The 20,632-nt window shown below is 46.8% G+C and carries 15 protein-coding genes, 1 tRNA gene and 2 rRNA genes; all 18 read right to left on the reverse strand.

All coding sequences use genetic code 11. From position 1 onward, the window contains the following. Nucleotides 1-5: 5 nt before the first annotated feature. The 18 genes from NST94_RS27025 to NST94_RS27110 all read right to left on the reverse strand — a co-directional run bounded on the left by NST94_RS27025 (nucleotide 6) and on the right by NST94_RS27110 (nucleotide 20,565). Nucleotides 6-440, reverse strand: coding sequence for a ribonuclease III domain-containing protein (locus NST94_RS27025; protein ID WP_076099622.1), 435 nt, complete (start codon nucleotides 438-440; stop codon nucleotides 6-8). Beyond that, nucleotides 437-1,843: a cysteine--tRNA ligase gene (cysS, locus tag NST94_RS27030; RefSeq protein ID WP_076142140.1), complete on the reverse strand. Its 1,407-nt coding sequence runs from the start codon at nucleotides 1,841-1,843 to the stop codon at nucleotides 437-439. The genes NST94_RS27025 and cysS overlap by 4 nt, the downstream gene beginning before the upstream one ends. Nucleotides 1,844-1,892: 49 nt before the next feature. Then, nucleotides 1,893-2,585, reverse strand: a complete 693-nt coding sequence (gene cysE / locus NST94_RS27035) for a serine O-acetyltransferase (protein ID WP_036680489.1) — start codon at nucleotides 2,583-2,585, stop codon at nucleotides 1,893-1,895. Nucleotides 2,586-3,138: 553 nt separating this feature from the next. Continuing rightward, entirely contained in the window at nucleotides 3,139-4,602 is a 1,464-nt protein-coding gene (gltX, locus tag NST94_RS27040; protein ID WP_076303342.1) for a glutamate--tRNA ligase, read from the reverse strand. Nucleotides 4,603-4,653: 51 nt separating this feature from the next. Continuing rightward, a complete protein-coding gene (ispF, locus tag NST94_RS27045; protein WP_036680486.1) occupies nucleotides 4,654-5,142 on the reverse strand; it encodes a 2-C-methyl-D-erythritol 2,4-cyclodiphosphate synthase in 489 nt (162 codons plus the stop codon). Then, nucleotides 5,139-5,837 (reverse strand): 2-C-methyl-D-erythritol 4-phosphate cytidylyltransferase, encoded by a 699-nt coding sequence (ispD, locus tag NST94_RS27050; RefSeq protein WP_076130021.1) that lies wholly within the window; start codon nucleotides 5,835-5,837, stop codon nucleotides 5,139-5,141. The genes ispF and ispD overlap by 4 nt, the downstream gene beginning before the upstream one ends. A gap of 95 nt (nucleotides 5,838-5,932) precedes the next feature. Beyond that, a complete protein-coding gene (locus tag NST94_RS27055; protein WP_036680481.1) occupies nucleotides 5,933-7,021 on the reverse strand; it encodes a PIN/TRAM domain-containing protein in 1,089 nt (362 codons plus the stop codon). 177 nt (nucleotides 7,022-7,198) lie between these two features. Then, nucleotides 7,199-7,936, reverse strand: a complete 738-nt coding sequence (gene pssA, locus NST94_RS27060; protein ID WP_036680477.1) for a CDP-diacylglycerol--serine O-phosphatidyltransferase — start codon at nucleotides 7,934-7,936, stop codon at nucleotides 7,199-7,201. A 64-nt stretch (nucleotides 7,937-8,000) separates the two neighbouring features. Then, on the reverse strand, nucleotides 8,001-9,077 hold the full coding sequence (disA, locus tag NST94_RS27065; RefSeq protein WP_036680475.1) for a DNA integrity scanning diadenylate cyclase DisA: 1,077 nt from the start codon (nucleotides 9,075-9,077) through the stop codon (nucleotides 8,001-8,003). A gap of 13 nt (nucleotides 9,078-9,090) precedes the next feature. Then, on the reverse strand, nucleotides 9,091-10,458 hold the full coding sequence (gene radA / locus NST94_RS27070) for a DNA repair protein RadA (RefSeq protein ID WP_036680472.1): 1,368 nt from the start codon (nucleotides 10,456-10,458) through the stop codon (nucleotides 9,091-9,093). 186 nt (nucleotides 10,459-10,644) lie between these two features. Then, entirely contained in the window at nucleotides 10,645-13,113 is a 2,469-nt protein-coding gene (gene clpC / locus NST94_RS27075) for an ATP-dependent protease ATP-binding subunit ClpC (RefSeq protein WP_036680471.1), read from the reverse strand. Nucleotides 13,114-13,148: 35 nt separating this feature from the next. Further along, nucleotides 13,149-14,213 (reverse strand): protein arginine kinase, encoded by a 1,065-nt coding sequence (locus NST94_RS27080; protein ID WP_036680469.1) that lies wholly within the window; start codon nucleotides 14,211-14,213, stop codon nucleotides 13,149-13,151. A 28-nt stretch (nucleotides 14,214-14,241) separates the two neighbouring features. After that, entirely contained in the window at nucleotides 14,242-14,766 is a 525-nt protein-coding gene (locus tag NST94_RS27085; protein ID WP_036680467.1) for a UvrB/UvrC motif-containing protein, read from the reverse strand. A gap of 30 nt (nucleotides 14,767-14,796) precedes the next feature. Next, the gene (locus NST94_RS27090; protein ID WP_036680465.1) at nucleotides 14,797-15,258 is read right to left on the reverse strand and encodes a CtsR family transcriptional regulator; all 462 of its coding nucleotides are present in this window, start codon (nucleotides 15,256-15,258) and stop codon (nucleotides 14,797-14,799) included. 294 nt (nucleotides 15,259-15,552) lie between these two features. Next, nucleotides 15,553-16,725, reverse strand: a complete 1,173-nt coding sequence (locus NST94_RS27095) for a GNAT family N-acetyltransferase (protein ID WP_076130022.1) — start codon at nucleotides 16,723-16,725, stop codon at nucleotides 15,553-15,555. A gap of 421 nt (nucleotides 16,726-17,146) precedes the next feature. After that, nucleotides 17,147-17,263, reverse strand: a 5S ribosomal RNA gene (rrf, locus tag NST94_RS27100). 128 nt (nucleotides 17,264-17,391) lie between these two features. After that, nucleotides 17,392-20,317, reverse strand: a 23S ribosomal RNA gene (locus NST94_RS27105). 172 nt (nucleotides 20,318-20,489) lie between these two features. Then, nucleotides 20,490-20,565: transfer RNA gene (locus NST94_RS27110), tRNA-Ala, on the reverse strand. Nucleotides 20,566-20,632: the final 67 nt, after the last annotated feature.

Consider the following 20,632-nt stretch of genomic DNA (forward strand, 5'->3'; position numbering starts at 1 on the left):
GCCTATCACGGCTGTTTCAACATAAACTGTATACCCTTGTGCACAATTTCTTCTATTCTCTCCTGTTGTCCTGTGTAGTACAAGTGACCAATCAAGCACTCAAAAGCTGTAGCATGACGGTATTCAAGCACATCCGCATTCTTAGGAACACTTCCCGATTTCGCATTTCTTCCCTGACGGGCGACATCCTTCTCTTCTTCCGTGAGACTAGGCTCCAAAAAGTTCAGAATTGCACACTGTGCTTTAGCGGATACCAGCCCTGTAGCAGAACGATGCAAATGGTTCGGACGCAAATTAGGAAGAGATACTAAATACTGGCGAACAGCCACCTCATAGATAGCATCTCCTACATAAGCTAGAACAATAGGCGAAAGTAGTCGCGCAGGTTTGGAAGGCTCATAAGGAAACCATCCGTTATCAAACTTGCGTTCCTCACTCATTTACGACGCCACCGCATTCCTTGTGGAGTATCCTCAAGCAATATGCCCAAGCGGCCTAATTCATCACGGATCTCGTCAGACCGGCTCCAATTCTTATTCTTACGAGCTTCAACCCGCTCGGCGATCAACCGTTCAACTTCTTCACTTGCAATTTCCTCTTCTAGTTCAGGCGTCAAACGCAGCACAGCATTCATTTCGCCAAAAGCTTGCAGTAATGCAGCAAAATCAGCAGGAGCAGCCTCGTTATTCGCAAGCGTATGGTTTGCCAGGCTCACCCAATCGAACATAGCCGTGATCGCATCAGGCGTATTAAAGTCATCCTGCATTCTAGCATGGAAATTGGCCACTATAGCTGACAGCTTATCATTAATCTCTGAGTTGACCTCACCTTGAGCACCATCAGCAGCGAGTTCAAGCCGATGTTTAACGTTACTCTCTGCAAGCGTGATCCGTTCAACGCTCTTTTCGGCGGAAGTCATAGATTCCTCTGAGAAATTCAGCGGGTTACGGTAATGGGTCGATAGCATGAAATAGCGGATAGCTCCTGCTTTAAAACGCTCACGGATGTCTTTTACAAGCCAGCCATTACCGAGCGATTTCGACATTTTCTCGTCTCCGATGTTGATGAATCCATTATGCATCCAGTAATTAGAGAGTGGTTTACCAGTCAGAGCTTCGGTCTGAGCGCATTCACATTCATGATGCGGGAACTGCAAATCTTGTCCACCACCATGGATATCAATCGTATCTCCCAAGAACTCTCGCGCCATAGCCGAGCATTCAATATGCCAGCCGGGACGTCCGTCTCCCCAAGGGCTACTCCAGTGCACTTCACCAGGTTTGGCTGCTTTCCAAAGCACAAAATCCTCCGGTTTTTCCTTACGTGAGTCCACCTCAACACGGATACCAAACTGCAGCTCATCCAGATTCTGACGAGATAATTTACCGTAGTCTTCAAATTTTGAAGTGCGGTAATATACATCGCCGCCGCTTTCGTATGCGTATCCTTTTTCCTCAAGCTCTTTAATAAATCCAATGATCAGCTCCATGCTTTCCGTTACACGGGGATTCAAGGTTGCCGGTTTAACACCAAGCCCTTCCAGATCGTCACGGTAAGCAGCAATAAAAGTTTCCGCTACCTCTGCTACAGTAGTGTTCATTTCTTCGGCTTTGCGAATCAGTTTATCATCGACATCCGTGAAATTCGTAACATACCGCACCTCATTACCTAACAGCTCCAAGTAATTCCGGACCATATCAAAAACAATTATAGGTCTAGCATTTCCGATATGCATATATCCATAAACGGTTGGACCACACACATACATCTTAACTTTGCCCGGCTCCTGGGGCACAAACTGCTCCTTGCTGCGTGTCATTGTGTTATATATTTGTAAAGCCATCCTTATTCCAGCCCTTTCTGTTCTTCCGGATTCCTTAATACCGGGATGCTTAAATTTCGTAGTCACCAATATACTGCTGAGCTTCTGCTATCCGCTGTGCGGTTTTTTGTTTATCTTCTGCGCCAAGCTTTTCCCTAATTTCTTCGATTTCTTTCTGCAAAAACCGCAATGAATCGACAAGCGGGTCAGGCATCTTCGTATGATCGAGCCGATCGGATACCCGTTCTCCATTACGTTTTACCACACGACCTGGATTCCCTACTACTGTACTGTTGTTAGGCACTTCACGCAACACAACTGCATTCGAACCTATATTTGAATTGTCACCAATACGAAAAGATCCTAAAACCTTCGCACCGGAACCAATAACTACATTGTTGCCGACCGTGGGATGTCGCTTACCTTTTTCTTTTCCTGTTCCTCCAAGCGTAACCCCTTGATAGATTATAACATCATCACCGATTTCGCAGGTTTCTCCAATAACAATCCCCATACCATGGTCGATAAACAGCCTATTTCCGATGACAGCTCCAGGATGGATCTCAACACCAGTCATAAATCTGCTAAACTGCGAAACCATACGAGCCATTGTATACCAGCGGCGTTTGAAAAAAGAGTGGGCGATCCGGTGACCCCAAATGGCGTGCAAGCCGGCATATGTGAAGACAACCTCGAACCAGCTGCGGGCAGCAGGATCGTTATCAAATACCGCCCGAATGTCCGACTTAATATGCTTAAACATCACGGTTCCTCTCTTCTTAACTTCCTTATCTCCTGTTTACAGGTACATAAGAAAGGTATTGTCTCCAGGCCCATCATCCTTATCATACATATGCGGTGAGTGTTCGCTTGGTTTGTTATCTCGTAGAAATATAAGACAAAGAGTATTGTATGAAAATTATTTTTGCTTATATTTAGACAAAAAACGCCCCTGCAGCATAATGCTGCAGAGACGTTTAACCGCGGTTCCACTCTGCTTGAACGAATCAAATGAGCCGCTATTGTAACAAACGGCAGAATTTCTTCGTTCCACTTGGCATCATTAACGGCGACGTTCCCGGCGCGATCTAATGAGCCTTAAAAAGGTCATTCAACCGTGCAGCTCACAGGCGCATGTTCTGCCCCGGACAAATGAATAACTCCCAGCCCGAAAGGGTGTCCCTTTCTCGGTTATTCTCTCTGGCAATTGTCTTCAATGGACGTACTTCTCCTGATCACAGCTATTATCATATAATTCTATCTTAGCGCAAAAGACAAGATACTGACAAGGGGGTTTAGTCGTATGAAATACGACCTTAAGCGCCCTTAATTTGTGATTTCAAACGTTCGATGACCCGGTTTTTGCCGAGCAAAGCAATGGTTATATTAAGATCACGTCCGTGCGTTTGTCCGGTCAGAGCCACACGAATTGGCATAAAGAGTGCTTTGCCCTTATGACCTGTTTCTTTCTGTACTTCCTTAATCAGAACAGCCATGTTGCTTGCACTGAAATCCTGACAGGCTTCAACCTTAGCCAGAAAAGCAGACAATACCTCAGGAACTTGGCTTTCAGCCAGAACCTGTGCTGCTTCCGTTTCTAATTCTAGGTGACTGCGGAAGAACAGTTCCGATAGCGCCACGATGTCAGAAGCTGCAGTCATCTGCTCTTGATACAACGCGACAAGGCTTTCCGCCCATGCTTGTTGCTCTTCGTTCAGCTCAGCAGGTATTTTACCCGCTTTTTGCAGATGTGGAATAGCTAGCGCAGAGATCCGTTTAGGATCAGCATGCTTAATATAATGATTATTCAGATGCGCCAGCTTGTTTTTATCGAATACAGCCGGGCTTTTGGACAAACGGTCCGCATCAAAAATAGAAATAAGTTCTTCTTTACTGAAGATCTCTTCTTCTCCCTCTGGAGACCAGCCAAGCAGAGAAATGAAGTTAACCAGAGCCTCAGGTAAGTAACCCAATTCATCATATTGCTCGATAAACTGAATAACGGATTCATCCCGTTTGCTGAGCTTCTTGTGGTTGTCGCCAACAATAAGCGTCATGTGACCAAATAAAGGTGGCTCCCAGCTAAGCGCTTCATAGATCATAAGCTGGCGGGGTGTGTTGGAAATATGGTCTTCTCCACGCAATACGTGAGTAATAGCCATCAGATGATCGTCAACAGCTACCGCGAAGTTATAGGTCGGAATTCCGTCCTTCTTCACAATAACAAAGTCACCCATTTCTTTTGTGTCAAAAGAAATACTGCCTTTTACGAGATCATCAAACGCATACGTACGATCTTCTGGCACACGGAAGCGAATGCTAGCCACTCGTCCCTCAGCTTCAAAAGCTAAACGTTGCTCTTCAGTCAGATCACGGTGTTTGCCAGAATAACGAGGCGTTTCTCCGCGAGCAGTCTGTTCTTCACGTTCCGCTTCCAGCTCTTCCTCTGTGCAATAGCAGCGGTAAGCCAAACCTCTGTCCAGCAAATCCTGCCAATGTACACGATATAAGTCAAGACGTTCTGTCTGACGATAAGGTCCGTACTCTCCGCCCACATCAACGCTCTCATCCCAATCCATACCCAGCCATTTCAAATACTTAAGCTGGCTCTCTTCACCACCAGCGACATTGCGCTTTACGTCTGTATCTTCAATTCTGATAATGAATTTACCGCCTTTATTACGGGCGAACAGATAGTTAAACAGCGCCGTTCTGGCGTTACCTATATGTAAATGTCCCGTAGGGCTCGGTGCGTAACGCACCCGGACTTCATCCGTCATTGTATTCCCTCCGCTTCATATGGTTGAACTTAATTTACTACTTAGACCATCTCAAGATGATATCACATCTTGGAGTAGACAGACAATAGATTGTGCGGCAATTCCTTCGCCGCGTCCGGCAAAACCAAGCTGCTCAGTTGTAGTAGCTTTAACATTCACCTTGGACGGGTCAGCATTAAGCGCACGTGCGATAATCTCGGTCATTTGTGGAATGTACGGAGCCATCTTAGGCTTTTGGGCGATAATCGTTGAATCGATATTTCCCAGCTTATATCCTCGCTCACGAGCAAGTGCCCATACCTCTTCTAATAACTTCAAGCTATCTGCGTCCTTAAAAGCTGGATCTGTATCCGGAAAATGTCTGCCAATATCACCAAGTCCAAGTGCGCCTAGAATCGCGTCACTAACTGCATGTAGCAGCACATCTGCATCGGAATGCCCAAGCAATCCTTTTTCGTAAGGAATCGTAACTCCCCCAATAATACAAGGCCTGCCCTCTACCAGCTGATGCACATCAAATCCTTGTCCTACAGCGATCATGATTGTCCCTCTCCCCTGTTTCTTTCTGTGAATTCTGCATAATCCAAATCATCAGGTGTCGTAATCTTAATATTTCTGTAGCTTCCCTCTACCACAGAAACCGGAATCCCCGCACGCTCCGCCAAGCTGGAGTCATCGGTGCCCAGAAAGCCATCCCGCTCCGCCGCTGCATAAGCCTCCAGCAAATCAGAAAGACGAAAAGTCTGCGGGGTTTGAATCGCCCACAGACTTCGCCGATCCGGCGTAGACAGTACTTGTCCTTCATTATCCACCTGTTTGATCGTATCCTTGACGGGTACAGCAAGAACCGAAGCACCCATCTGCTTCGCTCGTTCGTAGCAAGCCTCAATTTCATTTGGCTGTACAAACGGACGAACACCATCATGTACCATTACCCACTGTGTCGTAAGTTTCAACAACCCTTTATGTACGGAATGCTGACGCTCAGATCCACCAGTTACTATAGCCTTAACCTTGTCCAGCTTATAGAGCTGTATCCATTCCCGGCAGCGTTCAATATCCTCTTCACCGGTTACGAGCACGATTTCAGAGATCAATTCGTGCTGCTGGAATACCTCCAGCGTATGAACGATAATCGGCTTCCCCTGCAGTAACAAATATTGCTTGCTCTCCGCAGTTCCCATTCGCGTTCCTCTGCCTGCCGCCACAATGACGACGCCCACACTGTTTGACATTAATCTGGCTCCTGTCTTTCACGTATAATCCCATCATAACGTGTTTGGCGGGCATTTCCAACCCATAGGACAGTCCCCATACACTTTATCTTCACTTATTGCGCTTTTTCCAAAAGTTTTGGCTTAGCAAATATCATTCGGCCAGCCGAAGTTTGCAGCACGCTAGTGACCAGAACCTCCATCGTAGTCCCGATATATTCACGTCCGCCTTCTACAACAATCATCGTTCCATCGTCTAAGTAGGCTACCCCTTGTCCATGTTCTTTGCCATCCTTAATGACCTGAACTACGATTTCCTCACCAGGCAGCACTACAGGCTTCACAGCATTCGCCAGATCGTTAATATTCAGAACGGAAACACCCTGCAATTCGCAAACCTTATTTAAGTTGAAATCATTAGTGACTACTTTACCTTGGAGTACCTTCGCTAACTTCACTAACTTACTGTCAACCTCAGAGATTTCTTCAAAATCTCCCTCATAGATCAATACCTTCACATCAAGCTCTTTTTGAATTTTATTGAGAATATCAAGCCCACGCCGTCCCCGGTTCCGCTTCAACAGATCCGAGGAATCAGCAATATGCTGGAGCTCTTCAAGCACGAATTCAGGTATGACAATGGTTCCCTCAATAAATCCCGTCTTACAAATGTCAGCGATTCTTCCATCGATAATAACACTTGTGTCGAGGATTTTATGTTCCTCAAGCCCGCGGCCTTCCGGCTCAGCCGCTTGACCCCAGCGTCCAGATGTCCACAGTGCAGCTAGCTCCTCTTTTTTCTCCAAACCGATCCGTAGCCCCAGATATCCAAAAGCTAACGTAGCTGGCACTTGCAGCAGCTGCCCAGCTTTCCCAAGCCAGATCATTGCAGGGTATAACAGGAGAGATAACAGAAGCCCCCCTGTAAGCCCAGCTGCACTTGCAGCTAATTCATTCATTGGAATACGCGAACAGTAGTGAACCGCCTCCCGCAGTTTTGAACCTCCCCATTCCGCGCATAAAGACCCCGCAAACAAAAAAATAATGGCACCCAGCACCGTAAATAAAATGCTTCCTTCAACAGGTAAGCTTTCACCCAGCTTCTCCATCCCCTTGGGGAATCCTCTTTCGAGCGCATGGTATAGCGAAAAACCTGACCAAGCACCACATATTAAGGCAAAAGACAAAATCACTTTTTTCCACATAACCTAACGCACCTCCTTTTTATTCATCCTAAATGGATCTATTCCTCACCAGTATGTTCCAATTTTCAAGACGATAAACTTAGGGTAGCGCTGGAAATGCAAAAAGGCTTTGCCATCCCCTAGGGAAGACAAAACCTTTGGTCATAATTTATTCAGTTACCTTACCTTTTGGACCGATTAACCGTTCTTGGAGTGATACACTTTATCCTCTGAACGGCTACGACGACGATGACGGCGTCTGGCTGTCAACCGATCAATATTTTGCTTAAAGCCGTATAATGCGTAAATTCCAAGTAAGACAAAGATCAACTTAGCGATTTGCTCTGGGAACACTACAGCTACAGCCACTGCAACAACAATAACCACTGGCGCTCCAACCACCGCTTTTTTCGGCAATCCAATCTTTTTGAAATTAGGATATTTAACAGTGCTGACCATCAAATAGGATAAGAGCAGTGTAGCAACGATCATAAACGGAGCCGAAACATCTTTATTAAAAAGAGCTAATGTGGCCAGTACACCACCTGCAGCAGGAATTGGCAAACCGATAAAATAACCCGGAACTCCCGGACGAACATTAAAACGGGCTAAGCGCAAAGCACCAAACACCGGAAAAATCGCAGTTACTGTCCAGCCTAATGCAGAGTTCAAATCCTGCAGGCTTGAGACGTACAAAATAACGGCCGGTGCGACTCCGAAAGAAACGACATCAGATAAGGAGTCCAACTCCTTGCCAAATTCGCTTTCGCATTTTAGAGCGCGAGCTACTCGACCATCTAAGCCGTCTAACAGCATAGCAATAATAACCATGATAGCGGCCATGCTAATCTTACCGTCAAACGCCATCATGATACCAAACATTCCGAGCATCAAATTACCTATCGTAAAAAGACTCGGAATTGATTTTTGTATCATTTCTTCACCTCAATTTTCTAACTTTGGCCTTTAACGTCCCCAATATTACGTGATTGTATGTTATTTACATTTGCCTGTCAATAAGAACTTGCTTCTGTAAACGTTTGAGCCCATCCTGAATATTACGGGCCCGCACCTCCCCAATTCCGTCCACTTCATCCAATTCAGCAATGCTTGCGGACATCAAATTAGGCAGCATTTCAAACCGCTCCACCAGATTGTGAATGATCACATTCGGAAGCCGCGGAATTTTGTTAAGCAGGCGATAACCACGTGGAGTCACCACTTCTTCAGAGGTAATTGCCGTAGAAGAATAACCCAATATACGGGCAATATGGTTGTCATCCATCAGATCATCATCGCTTATCCGTTTGAGACCGGCGATAATTTCACGGATTTTATCCTCCTGCTCTTCCTTAGCATAGTCTCTGTATAGAAGCCATGCTTCTTCCTCTGTATTTCCAACCAGTTCTTCCATCTGCATGCTGATCAGGCGTCCTTCGTTGCCCAATTCGTTGATATAGCGTTTGATCTCCATTTTTATGCGCAAAACCATCTCTACACGCTGGATAACACCCACTACTTCAGCAACGGTAACAATGCCCTCATATTCTGAAGCTGACAAATTCGTCAGTCCTTGCGTGAGCACTGCTTTATACTTCTCGAGTGTCTGAATCGCTTGGTTAGCCTTTGCCAAAATTGCGCCGATCTCTTTGAGTGCATAACGTATCGAGCCTTGATATAGCGTTATGATATTGCGGCGTTGTGAAATGGAAACCACCAGCTTACCCGTTTGCTTCGCTACCCGCTCCGCGGTCCGGTGACGGATCCCTGTCTCGATGGATGAGATAGAGGAGTCCGGTATAAGTTGTGTATTAGCATACAATATACGCTTTAAATCCTCACTTAGAATAATAGCTCCGTCCATTTTAGCTAGCTCATATAAATAATTGGGCGAAAAATCGCAGTTAATGGAGAATCCGCCATCCACTACGTCCATCACCTCAGGACTGTACCCTACGACAATAAGTGCCCCTGTCTTAGCGCGCAGCACATTCTCCAAACCTTCCCGAAAAGGTGTACCCGGTGCCGCCAGTCTGAGCAGATCATTCATATTCTCTAATTGGTTATATTCTTTCATATCCCTGTGCCCCCTAATCTAACGCGACCGATAGTGCATCTGCTACGGTACTGACGCCAATAATCTGGATATCTTGCGGGTGCTTCCATCCCTTCATGCTCTTTTCAGGCATAATCACCCGCCGGAAGCCAAGTTTTGCGGCCTCCTTAACGCGCATTTCCGCGCGCGAAACGCCTCTTACCTCACCGGTAAGTCCTACTTCTCCGAAGAAAACGTCGTAAGGTTTTGTTGAAATATCACGAAAACTGGAGGCGATACTAATAGCTACAGCTAGATCAATCGCCGGTTCATCCAGCTTTACTCCCCCGGCAACATTAAGGTATGCATCCTGATTCTGCAGGAACATGCCCATCCGTTTCTCGAGTACAGCGATAATAAGTGCCATCCGCTGGTGATCCATGCCTGTGCACATTCGCCGTGGGGAAGGGAAGTGGGTGGCAGCAACAAGTGCCTGAAGTTCTACAAGCACAGGTCTAGTTCCCTCCATACTTGCCACCACAGTAGAACCAGCCACGCCAAGCGGACGTTCCGATAAAAAGAGCTCCGATGGATTCTCTACTTCGGTAAGCCCCGCTTCACCCATTTCGAAAATGCCGATTTCATTCGTAGAGCCAAAGCGGTTTTTTACAGCCCGCAAAAGTCTATACGTATGATGCCGCTCACCCTCAAAATACAGCACGCAGTCCACCATATGTTCAAGCATCCGTGGTCCAGCAATAGCCCCTTCCTTGGTAACATGACCAACGAGAACTGTTGCAATTCCACGAATCTTAGCGATACGCATAAATCTTGTCGTACACTCCCGAACCTGGGTCACGCTGCCTGGCGCACTCGTTACTTCTGGCATAAATACGGTCTGAATAGAATCGATGACAAGAAATTGTGGCTGGATTTGTTCGATCGCTTCTTCTATGCTTTCCATATTTGTCTCACATAGTACATAAAGCTCCGTTGACAACGCATCGAGGCGATCCGCGCGCAGCTTAGTTTGCCTTACCGATTCTTCGCCCGAGATATACAGTACTCGCAATCCCTGTGTTGTAAGGGCGTGAGAGGTCTGTAATAAGAGCGTAGATTTACCGATTCCTGGGTCTCCCCCTACTAGTACCAGCGATCCTGGTACGATCCCCCCACCGAGAACACGGTTAAGCTCACCTATACCTGTCAGTATGCGCGGTTCCTTGTCACTTTCTATACTTATGATCGACTGTGCCTTTTCTTTACTATGAAAAATAGGGGCATTCATTCCCTGTGTTTTGACTACGCTTTCCGTTTCCTCCACCATGGAGTTCCAAGCCTGGCACCCTGGGCATTTCCCGAACCATTTTGGCGATTCGTATCCACAGTCGGTGCAAAAAAATTTTGTTTTTGCTTTAGCCATTTGTTCTCCTTACGGTCCGAACTGTTTACAATTCGGATCATTTTCTTCTAATGAAAGTTTACCATTTCTACCCCTTTAACGAAAGGTCATTCGGTATTTGCATTAAATGTATATTTTAAATTGATCTATTTCCAATAAAAAAAGCTTCCGCTCCTCTATAAATAAGGAGCGAAAGCCTTGTTTATTTTATTCGGATTCTACTTCTTTTTCAAGCGCTGGCGCTACTGGAGCGTCCACTTTAGTCACCACAAGTTCTCCGCCGACCTCATCAATATTGAGGGAATCACCCTTTTGGATATTTCCTCTCAACAATTCCTCAGAAAGACGGTCCTCAATATGCTTCTGAATTGCCCGGCGCAATGGACGTGCACCAAAGGCTGGGTCATAACCTTCTTTAGCCAAGAAGGCCTTCGCTGCATCCGTGAGTACGAAATCAACATCATATTCACGCAGGCGCTTGCGGAGCTCATCAGACATCAACGTAACGATCTCAGCGATATGTTTCTCATCGAGTGAGTGGAAGACGATGATTTCGTCGATCCGGTTCAAGAACTCTGGACGGAAGCTCTTCTTGAGCTCTTCCATAACCTTGCCCTTCATATTGCCGTATTCTGCTCCTGCATCTTGCACAGCCGTGAATCCAAGCGTCGAATTCTTCTTGATTGCCTGTGCGCCTACGTTAGAGGTCAGAATGATAAGTGTATTACGGAAGTCAACTACCCGGCCTTTAGAGTCGGTAAGGCGACCATCTTCAAGCACTTGCAGCAAAATGTTGAATACTTCCGGATGCGCTTTTTCAATTTCATCAAGCAGTACTACAGAGTATGGTTTACGACGTACCTTCTCTGTTAATTGGCCGCCTTCTTCATAGCCGACATATCCAGGAGGGGCACCAACTAAACGGGACGTGGAGTGCTTCTCCATGTATTCCGACATATCAATACGAATGACCGCATTTTCATCGCCGAACATAGCTTCAGCAAGCGCACGTGCCAACTCAGTTTTACCTACACCCGTAGGACCGAGGAAGATAAACGAGCCCATTGGACGTTTCGGATCTTTAAGACCCGCACGCGCCCGGCGCAATGCCCGGCTGACAGCCTTAACAGCTTCGTCCTGACCAATCACTCGTTCATGCAACAGAGCTTCCATGTTAAGCAGACGGTCGGTCTCTTCTTCCTTCAGCTTGCTTACAGGGATCCCCGTCCAGCTTGCGACAACCTGTGCGATATCTTCAGGTGTAACTTCAGAGTCGGTGCGTCCTTGTTTTTCTTTCCACTGGTTCTTAGTCGTATCAAGCTCTTCACGGATTTTTTGCTCCGTATCACGCAGGGCAGCCGCTTTCTCAAACTCTTGGCTCTGCACAGCGGAATCCTTCTCCTTGCGGATATCATCCAAGCGCATTTCTAGTTCCTTCAGATTTGGCGGGATAGTGTAAGAGTGAAGCCTTACTTTAGACCCTGCTTCATCGATAAGGTCAATGGCTTTATCCGGCAGGAACCGATCCGGAATGTAACGATCAGACAGCTTTACAGCTTCCACGATAGCTTCATCCGTAATTTTCACACGGTGATGTGCTTCATAACGATCGCGAAGTCCAAATAGAATTTGTACCGCTTCTTCTGGAGATGGCTGATCCACCGTAATCGGTTGGAAACGGCGCTCCAAAGCTGCATCTTTTTCAATATATTTACGATATTCATCCAGCGTCGTCGCACCGATGCACTGAAGTTCTCCGCGGGCTAAAGCCGGCTTAAGAATGTTAGATGCATCAATAGCACCTTCTGCGCCACCAGCACCGATCAGCGTATGAAGCTCATCGATAAAGAGTACGATATTCCCCGCTTGGCGAATCTCATCCATGATTTTCTTGAGGCGGTCTTCAAACTCACCGCGATATTTAGTACCAGCCACTACAGAGCCCATATCGAGCGTCATTACGCGTTTGTCGCGCAGTGTTTCTGGAATTTCATTATTAATGATCTTTTGGGCCAAGCCTTCAGCAATAGCTGTTTTACCAACCCCAGGTTCACCTATCAACACCGGGTTGTTCTTCGTCCGGCGGCTCAGTACCTGAATAACACGTTCAATTTCCTTGCTACGACCGATAACTGGATCCAGGTTGCCATCCTTGGCATAAGCCGTCAAATCGCGTGCTAGGCCGTCTAGAGTCGGTGTGCTGACATTAGCAGGTGTTCCGCTATGACTGGATGCAGCCTCGCTGCTTCCCAGAAGCTGAAGCACTTGCTGACGAGCTTTGTTCAAGCTGATGCCGAGGTTATTAAGCACACGAGCCGCGACACCTTCTCCTTCACGAATAAGTCCTAGCAGAATATGCTCAGTGCCGACATACGTATGTCCCAGCTTGCGGGCTTCGTCCATCGACAACTCGATTACTTTTTTGGCGCGAGGAGTATAAGCAATGTTCGTAGGTTGTTCTTGGCCTCTGCCAATCAGTGTCTCCACTTCGTCCTGGATTTTCTCAAGACCCAGACCCAAAGCGATTAATGCTTTAGCAGCAATGCCGTCTCCTTCACGAATAAGTCCTAGCAAAATATGTTCTGTGCCAATATTGTTGTGTCCTAAACGAACAGCTTCTTCCTGCGCTAGCGCTAGCACTTTTTGTGCGCGTTCCGTAAATCTTCCAAACATCATATCTCCTGCACCTCCATGAATAATAAATATCTATATTAATGTTGTGTTCCCAGTGTTTCTCGGAGCAGTTTCGCCCGATACATATCCCGTTCAGTGGCGTTCATCTCGTCACCGAACATTTTTTGCAGAAATCCTGGCTGTGTCTTAACGTTAAGCTCATTAAGCACGGAAATCGAAGGGCCTTCCAGTATGCCAAGGTCAACCCCAAGTCTCACATCAGACAGCCGTTGTGCGGATTCTTTAAGCTCCATTAGAGCTGCATAACACAAAATCCCATAAGATCTTTTCACTCGGTCTGTAATTCTTAAAGCGGAATCTACAAGCAGCCTTTCACGGGCATTTCGTTCATGCTCTATAATCTGGGTGACTACACTGTGAAGGTTCTCGATGATTTCACTTTCTGTTTGACCGAGAGTAATCTGATTGGAAATTTGAAAGATGTTCCCTACTGCTTCGCTGCCCTCACCATAAATTCCTCTTACAGTCAATCCCACTTGGTTCACTGCTGACAATATGCGATTGATCTGTTGGGTCATTACTAGTGCTGGCAAATGCAGCATTACTGAGGCACGCAGCCCTGTACCCACATTGGTGGGACAACTGGTCAAGTATCCTCTTTTATCATCAAAAGCGTAATTCACAGCCGATTCGAAGATATCATCGATGGCTGTCGCACGTTCCCATGCTTCTCTTACCTGAAGACCCGGGAACAGACATTGGATCCGCAGATGGTCTTCTTCGTTAATCATGATGCTGACCGACTCATCTTCATTTAATATCACAGCTGCGCCACGTGAATCATTAGCCAGATTAGGACTGATGAGATGTTTCTCGACCAATACCTTTTTATCCAGTTCATTCACTTCTGCAAGCTTTATCAGTTGAAAAGATCCGAATTCGGCAGCAGTTTCCCCATGAAACACAGGGGCCAGCAGCTCTAATACTTCTTCCGATTGCTCTAAGGAAGCAAGCATAGGGAATGGAAGATGCTCTAAATTACGTGCAATACGCATACGGCTGCTAATTACAATCTCGGAGTGACTGCCTCCCGAGCGCATCCAATCACTAAGCGCTTGTTCAGTAAATCGGAGACTTGACATGTCATATCCCCCCTATATATCAAAGACTTTACTCTTGTGCCATTTCTTTTTCAAGTTGGCGAATTTGATCCCGCAGCTCTGCCGCAGTTTCGAATTCCTCCTGTGCGATACTTTGCTGTAATTCCAGCTTCAATTCATCAATTTGCCGCTTAAACACAATTTGTGCTCCAGCACGTTTAGGAATCTTGCCTACATGCGAAGTGCTGCCATGCACCCGTTTAAATAGCGGGTCCAGTGCACTGTTAAAATATTTATAACAGGAGCTGCAGCCAAAACGACCCAATTTGCTAAACTGCGAGTACGTCATCCCACAATTCTCACATTGCAGACTCTGCGTAGTCTTCGTAGCAGCCGTCTTTTCCTTACCGGCCCCTTCAAGATCAAGCAGACCGGACAGCAAGCTGTGAATGGAGAATCCTCCAGCAGTTCCCGGGATCAGTTCACCCTTCTCCCGCGCACAGCTCTCGCAGATATGAAATTCTGTCTTCTCTCCATTCACGATCTTGGTGAAATGGAGTGTTGCTGGCTTGACGCCACATTCCTGACATTGCATAAGCGAAAGCCCCTCCCTTATGATTGACAATTATTTGCCTAACAAAGAGATTAACATCGCCTTCATAATCTTGGCCCGAATCTCATCCCGATATGGAATCTTAACCGTTAGGCAATCCCGAGAAACAGCAGCGCGCATAAGACACGCCTCACGCTTGCTTAGAAAACCAGCTTCCTCCAGTTGATAAATCAACCCTTCGGCAGCGTTCTGATCTATCCCGCCACCTATAGTATGGTTTAAATGGGCATGCAGTGCCACGTTGGGCGGCAATTCAAAACGTTGAATACGAATATATCCCCCGCCACCACGTTTACTTTCCACCACATAGCCTTTTTCCAGTGTAAAGCGTGTACTAATAACATAATTGATCTGTGACGGTACGCATGAGAACTGGTCCGCCAGGTCATTTCGCTGGATTTCCACCGTACCTTCGGGACTTTCATGCAAAATATTCTTCAGATATTGTTCAATAATATCAGAGATATTGCGCATCACTCATCCTCCAGTGCTCTTTAAAGCTTCATAATATCGCTTACGGCCCGCATCCTTAATGACATTCATTAGTGAACTTCATTCATATAAGTCTGAAGAAAACTTCACGAATTCAGAGGATCGCACTGTATGTCATCAGGTGCGTTGACTTTGACTTTCTTTGACTTTTTAATATTATAACATATTCTGTGCTAATTCCAAGAGGATTCTCTTATTTTTCACTTTTTTCAGCGAATGTATTCGGAAATAAAGAACTCTCCCAGCATCTTTCGAAGGGGAGAGCCTAATTATTTTCTAAAAATGATCAAAAAGTGCAGTTTCAGCTTGCGGTATGATTTCTTCGAGCCATTCCAGAGCCGTCGGATTACCAGTCACACGTCCATAACGAGCCAGCTCTGCCGGGCGTTTATATCCAAACATTAGAATCGTCAGCGAACCAATATCACAGCTTAAGTCAGCTGCATCCCGTTCACCCTCTATACGCAAGAAAGCTGCTGCTCCCTTTTCGGAGACAGTCCATTCCCACAACCCGTCATTCCATGGGGCATATTTATCTTCAATATAGATAACCTGTTTCTTCTGACTGTTGTGACGCTTAAAAGAATAACTCTCCACGAATGCTTTAGCATTAACAATACGCGCCATAAAATAAGGATAATTCTCCTGCTCTATACGCGGATCAGGCAGCAAAAAGGGTAACATATCATCGGATGGCACCAGTTTTAGCGATGCACCGGTCACCATCGAATCGTGATTCGCAAGAAATGTCCACAGCCCCTGCCGGGCCTGTTCGTTCAAAAACACAAATTCATCAATGACCAGCTCTCTATTTTCTATCTTATATAGTACGTATCCTTCAGGTTCCCCAAGCTGTGAATAAAATACCGCAGTCTGACCTTCATCATCCAGAACAGAGTTTTCCCACCAGTCCAAATCACGCTTAAGTGTTCCGTTATATCTAACTGCAAAACGATTGTATAAGTTGTCCAATACTTCGATATCTATAACACCACGTCTTACCTTGCCCTCAACTTCAACCTTCTTGGGAAACTTGGCAACAGGAATGGAGTATTTCTTATATTCACAATAAACTTCCCAACCAAATTTGCGATAAAAGGGGATCAAGAACGGATGCAGAAAAGATAATGTCTGCCCCGCCTCATTCATCGTTTGCAGCGTATGCGCCAGGAGCTTTGCCACATGCCCCTGTCTGCGATTCTCTGGCCATGTCGCTACCCCTGCGAGCCCTCCCATAGGTACTAATCTACCTTGTATGTACACTTCGAACGGAAGAAGAGTAAGTTTAGCTTCCAAAGTACCTTCTTCAAAAGCACCCCATACGCGTTCTGCTTTAAATCTTTCCTTAGCATTCGCCCTTTTCTCACTAGGCAGCTTGTATTGAAAAGCATATTCAGATAAATCCATGCTTAGATCAAACTCTTCTGAGTGCAACTGTCTGATATCCACAAAACTCACCTCATCATTTATGAATTTACTTTTATGGTTAGTATAACAAGAGAGTGTATTGTGTGCGAATTATAAGGATATTTTTCGAACTTTTTTCAGTTATCCACAGCCTTAGGCAGTTTTAAAAATAGTCTTGTAATCTTGTTCTATTCAAGTTAAAATAATTATCCACTTATTAATCCCTCTATCCACATAAATATGACTATATCCACAGCAACCCGTGTATTACTTAGGTTTTCTGTTGACAGATCTACATAAATATGTACTTAATCCACACCATTTGGTGATTTTTTGCCTTTTAATCATCTATCCACATGTGCGTAAGTTTTCTGCAAATTCCAATGAATTATCCACAAGTTTTCCACAATCTATAATAGACGCAAAAAAGCCACTGTCGAGTTATCAACAGTGGTCTATTTGTGCTTGGCAACGTCCTACTCTCCCAGGACCCTTCGGTCCAAGTACCATCGGCGCTGGAGGGCTTAACGGTCGTGTTCGGGATGGGTACGCGTGGAACCCCTCCGCTATCGCCACCAAACATGCGTCTGTGAAACAGACGCTGCCGCGTGAAATTCGGTTCTTCACCAGAAGTGAGAATGAATTTCTAAGCGTGTTACAGGCTTGATGCCTGAAAACTGAATCCGAAACGAATCTGCATTCTACGTATAGGATAAGCCCTCGACCGATTAGTATTGGTCAGCTCCATGCATTGCTGCACTTCCACCTCCAACCTATCTACCTCGTCGTCTTCAAGGGGTCTTACTAATTGGGAAATCTCATCTTGAGGGGGGCTTCACGCTTAGATGCTTTCAGCGCTTATCCCGTCCGTACGTAGCTACCCAGCCATGCTCCTGGCGGAACAACTGGTGCACCAGCGGTACGTCCATCCCGGTCCTCTCGTACTAAGGACAGCTCCTCTCAAATTTCCTGCGCCCACGACAGATAGGGACCGAACTGTCTCACGACGTTCTGAACCCAGCTCGCGTACCGCTTTAATGGGCGAACAGCCCAACCCTTGGGACCTACTTCAGCCCCAGGATGCGATGAGCCGACATCGAGGTGCCAAACCTCCCCGTCGATGTGGACTCTTGGGGGAGATAAGCCTGTTATCCCCAGGGTAGCTTTTATCCGTTGAGCGATGGCCCTTCCATGCGGTACCACCGGATCACTAAGTCCGACTTTCGTCCCTGCTCGACTTGTAGGTCTCGCAGTCAAGCTCCCTTATGCCTTTGCACTCTGCGAATGATTTCCAACCATTCTGAGGGAACCTTGGAACGCCTCCGTTACTCTTTAGGAGGCGACCGCCCCAGTCAAACTGCCCGCCTGACACGGTCCCCGTACCCGGTAAGGGTACTAGGTTAGAACCTAGATACGATCAGGGTGGTATCCCAACGGCGCCTCCACCGAAGCTTGCGCTCCGATTTCTACGGCTCCCACCTATCCTGTACAGATCGTACCCAAATTCAATATCAAGCTGCAGTAAAGCTCCATGGGGTCTTTCCGTCTTGTCGCGGGTAACCTGCATCTTCACAGGTATTAAAATTTCACCGGATCTCTCGTTGAGACAGCGCCCAAGTCGTTACGCCATTCGTGCGGGTCAGAATTTACCTGACAAGGAATTTCGCTACCTTAGGACCGTTATAGTTACGGCCGCCGTTTACTGGGGCTTCGGTTCATAGCTTCGGGTTACCCCTAACCACTCCCCTTAACCTTCCAGCACCGGGCAGGCGTCAGCCCGTATACTTCGCCTTGCGGCTTCGCACAGACCTGTGTTTTTGCTAAACAGTCGCTTGGGCCTTTTCACTGCGGCCCCCTCGTGCTATTCACACTACCGGGGCACCCCTTCTCCCGAAGTTACGGGGTCATTTTGCCGAGTTCCTTAACGAGAGTTCTTCCGCGCGCCTTAGAATTCTCTTCTCGCCTACCTGTGTCGGTTTGCGGTACGGGCACCTTCTCCTGGCTAGAGGCTTTTCTTGGCAGTGTGAGATCATGACCTTCGCTACTATAATTTTCGCTCCCCATCACAGCCCAGCCTTAATGATGTGCGGATTTGCCTACACATCAGCCTCACTGCTTAGACGGACATCCATCAGTCCGCGTCACTACCCTCCTGCGTCACCCCATCGCTCATAGCGGATTACGGTGGTACAGTAATTTCAAACTGTTGTCCTTCGACTACGCCTTTCGGCCTCGCCTTAGGTCCCGACTTACCCTGAGCGGACGAGCCTTCCTCAGGAAACCTTGGGCTTTCGGCGGATCAGATTCTCACTGATCTTTTCGTTACTCATACCGGCATTCTCACTTGTGTAGTGTCCAGCGCTCTTTTCAGTACACCTTCAACCCCTACACAACGCTCCCCTACCCCAGATGCAAAGCATCTAGCCATAGCTTCGGTGGTGTGTTTAGCCCCGTTACATTTTCGGCGCAGAGTCACTCGACCAGTGAGCTATTACGCACTCTTTCAATGGTGGCTGCTTCTAAGCCAACATCCTGGTTGTCTGTGCAACTCCACATCCTTTCCCACTTAACACACACTTGGGGACCTTAGCTGATGGTCTGGGCTGTTTCCCTTTTGACAATGGATCTTAGCACTCACTGTCTGACTCCCGGCAATAAGTATATGGCATTCGGAGTTTGACTGAGCTTGGTAATCCTTGCGGACCCCGCACCCAATCAGTGCTCTACCTCCACTACTCTTATACCGAGGCTAGCCCTAAAGCTATTTCGGGGAGAACCAGCTATCTCCGAGTTCGATTGGAATTTCTCCGCTACCCCCACCTCATCCCCGCACTTTTCAACGTACGTGGGTTCGGGCCTCCAGTGCGTGTTACCGCACCTTCACCCTGGACAGGGGTAGATCACACGGTTTCGGGTCTACGTCCACATACTAAGTCGCCCTATTCAGACTCGCTTTCGCTGCGGCTCCACCTTCTCGGCTTAACCTTGCATGTTAAACGTAACTCGCCGGTTCATTCTACAAAAGGCACGCCATCACCCATTAATAGGGCTCTGACTTTTTGTAAGCACACGGTTTCAGGTTCTATTTCACTCCCCTTCCGGGGTGCTTTTCACCTTTCCCTCACGGTACTGTTTCACTATCGGTCGCCAGGTAGTATTTAGCCTTAGCAGATGGTCCTGCTGGATTCATACGGGGTTTCACGTGCCCCGCACTACTCGGGATCCGTCTCGGAGAGAACACAGTTTAGGTTACAGGGCTTTTACCTCTATCGCGGGCCTTTCCAGACCTCTTCACCTACCATATTCCTTTGTAACTCCATGTGAGACGTCCCACAACCCCTAAGAGCAAGCTCTTAGGTTTAGGCTGTTCCGCGTTCGCTCGCCGCTACTGACGGAATCACTATTGTTTTCTCTTCCTCAGGGTACTTAGATGTTTCAGTTCCCCTGGTCTGCCTCTACATTTCCTATGTATTCAGAAATGAGTAACTGCGAATTACCACAGCTGGGTTTCCCCATTCGGACACCCCCGGATCAAAGCTTGCTTACAGCTCCCCGAGGCAGTTTCGTTGTTCGCCACGTCCTTCGTCGGCTCCTGGCGCCTAGGCATCCTCCGTGTGCTCTTATTAGCTTAACCTTGATTCTTCCGAAGAAAAATATCATACGATGACATTCTCTTTGGAATCATCTCACTAATAACATTTACTTGTTTGCACAAGTTGCTAAAAGATGTTCTAAAACGCAAATTCGTTTCGGTATCCAGTTTTCAAGGATCAAGTGTATAGACATAACAAATAGATGAAGTTTGTTGGTGGAGCCAAGCGGGATCGAACCGCTGACCTCCTGCTTGCAAGGCAGGCGCTCTCCCAGCTGAGCTATGGCCCCGCAAATTCCATCAAAACCGAACAAATGGATACACGTTAATTGGTTGTGGAAGTTAAACTTCCGATTT

The sequence above is a fragment of the Paenibacillus sp. FSL H8-0282 genome (assembly GCF_037963825.1).
GTDB lineage: Bacteria > Bacillota > Bacilli > Paenibacillales > Paenibacillaceae > Paenibacillus_AQ > Paenibacillus_AQ odorifer.

Coding starts and splice junctions, on each gene's coding strand:
- disA (WP_036680475.1), bottom strand. CDS start 9,077: ATGAAAGAATATAACCAATTAGAGAATATGAATGATCTGCTCAGACTG.
- NST94_RS27080 (WP_036680469.1), bottom strand. CDS start 14,213: ATGTCAAGTCTCCGATTTACTGAACAAGCGCTTAGTGATTGGATGCGC.
- radA (WP_036680472.1), bottom strand. CDS start 10,458: ATGGCTAAAGCAAAAACAAAATTTTTTTGCACCGACTGTGGATACGAA.
- ispF (WP_036680486.1), bottom strand. CDS start 5,142: ATGATCGCTGTAGGACAAGGATTTGATGTGCATCAGCTGGTAGAGGGC.
- cysE (WP_036680489.1), bottom strand. CDS start 2,585: ATGTTTAAGCATATTAAGTCGGACATTCGGGCGGTATTTGATAACGAT.
- gltX (WP_076303342.1), bottom strand. CDS start 4,602: ATGACGGATGAAGTCCGGGTGCGTTACGCACCGAGCCCTACGGGACAT.
- ispD (WP_076130021.1), bottom strand. CDS start 5,837: ATGTCAAACAGTGTGGGCGTCGTCATTGTGGCGGCAGGCAGAGGAACG.
- NST94_RS27055 (WP_036680481.1), bottom strand. CDS start 7,021: ATGTGGAAAAAAGTGATTTTGTCTTTTGCCTTAATATGTGGTGCTTGG.
- clpC (WP_036680471.1), bottom strand. CDS start 13,113: ATGATGTTTGGAAGATTTACGGAACGCGCACAAAAAGTGCTAGCGCTA.
- pssA (WP_036680477.1), bottom strand. CDS start 7,936: ATGATACAAAAATCAATTCCGAGTCTTTTTACGATAGGTAATTTGATG.
- NST94_RS27025 (WP_076099622.1), bottom strand. CDS start 440: ATGAGTGAGGAACGCAAGTTTGATAACGGATGGTTTCCTTATGAGCCT.
- NST94_RS27085 (WP_036680467.1), bottom strand. CDS start 14,766: ATGCAATGTCAGGAATGTGGCGTCAAGCCAGCAACACTCCATTTCACC.
- cysS (WP_076142140.1), bottom strand. CDS start 1,843: ATGGCTTTACAAATATATAACACAATGACACGCAGCAAGGAGCAGTTT.
- NST94_RS27090 (WP_036680465.1), bottom strand. CDS start 15,258: ATGCGCAATATCTCTGATATTATTGAACAATATCTGAAGAATATTTTG.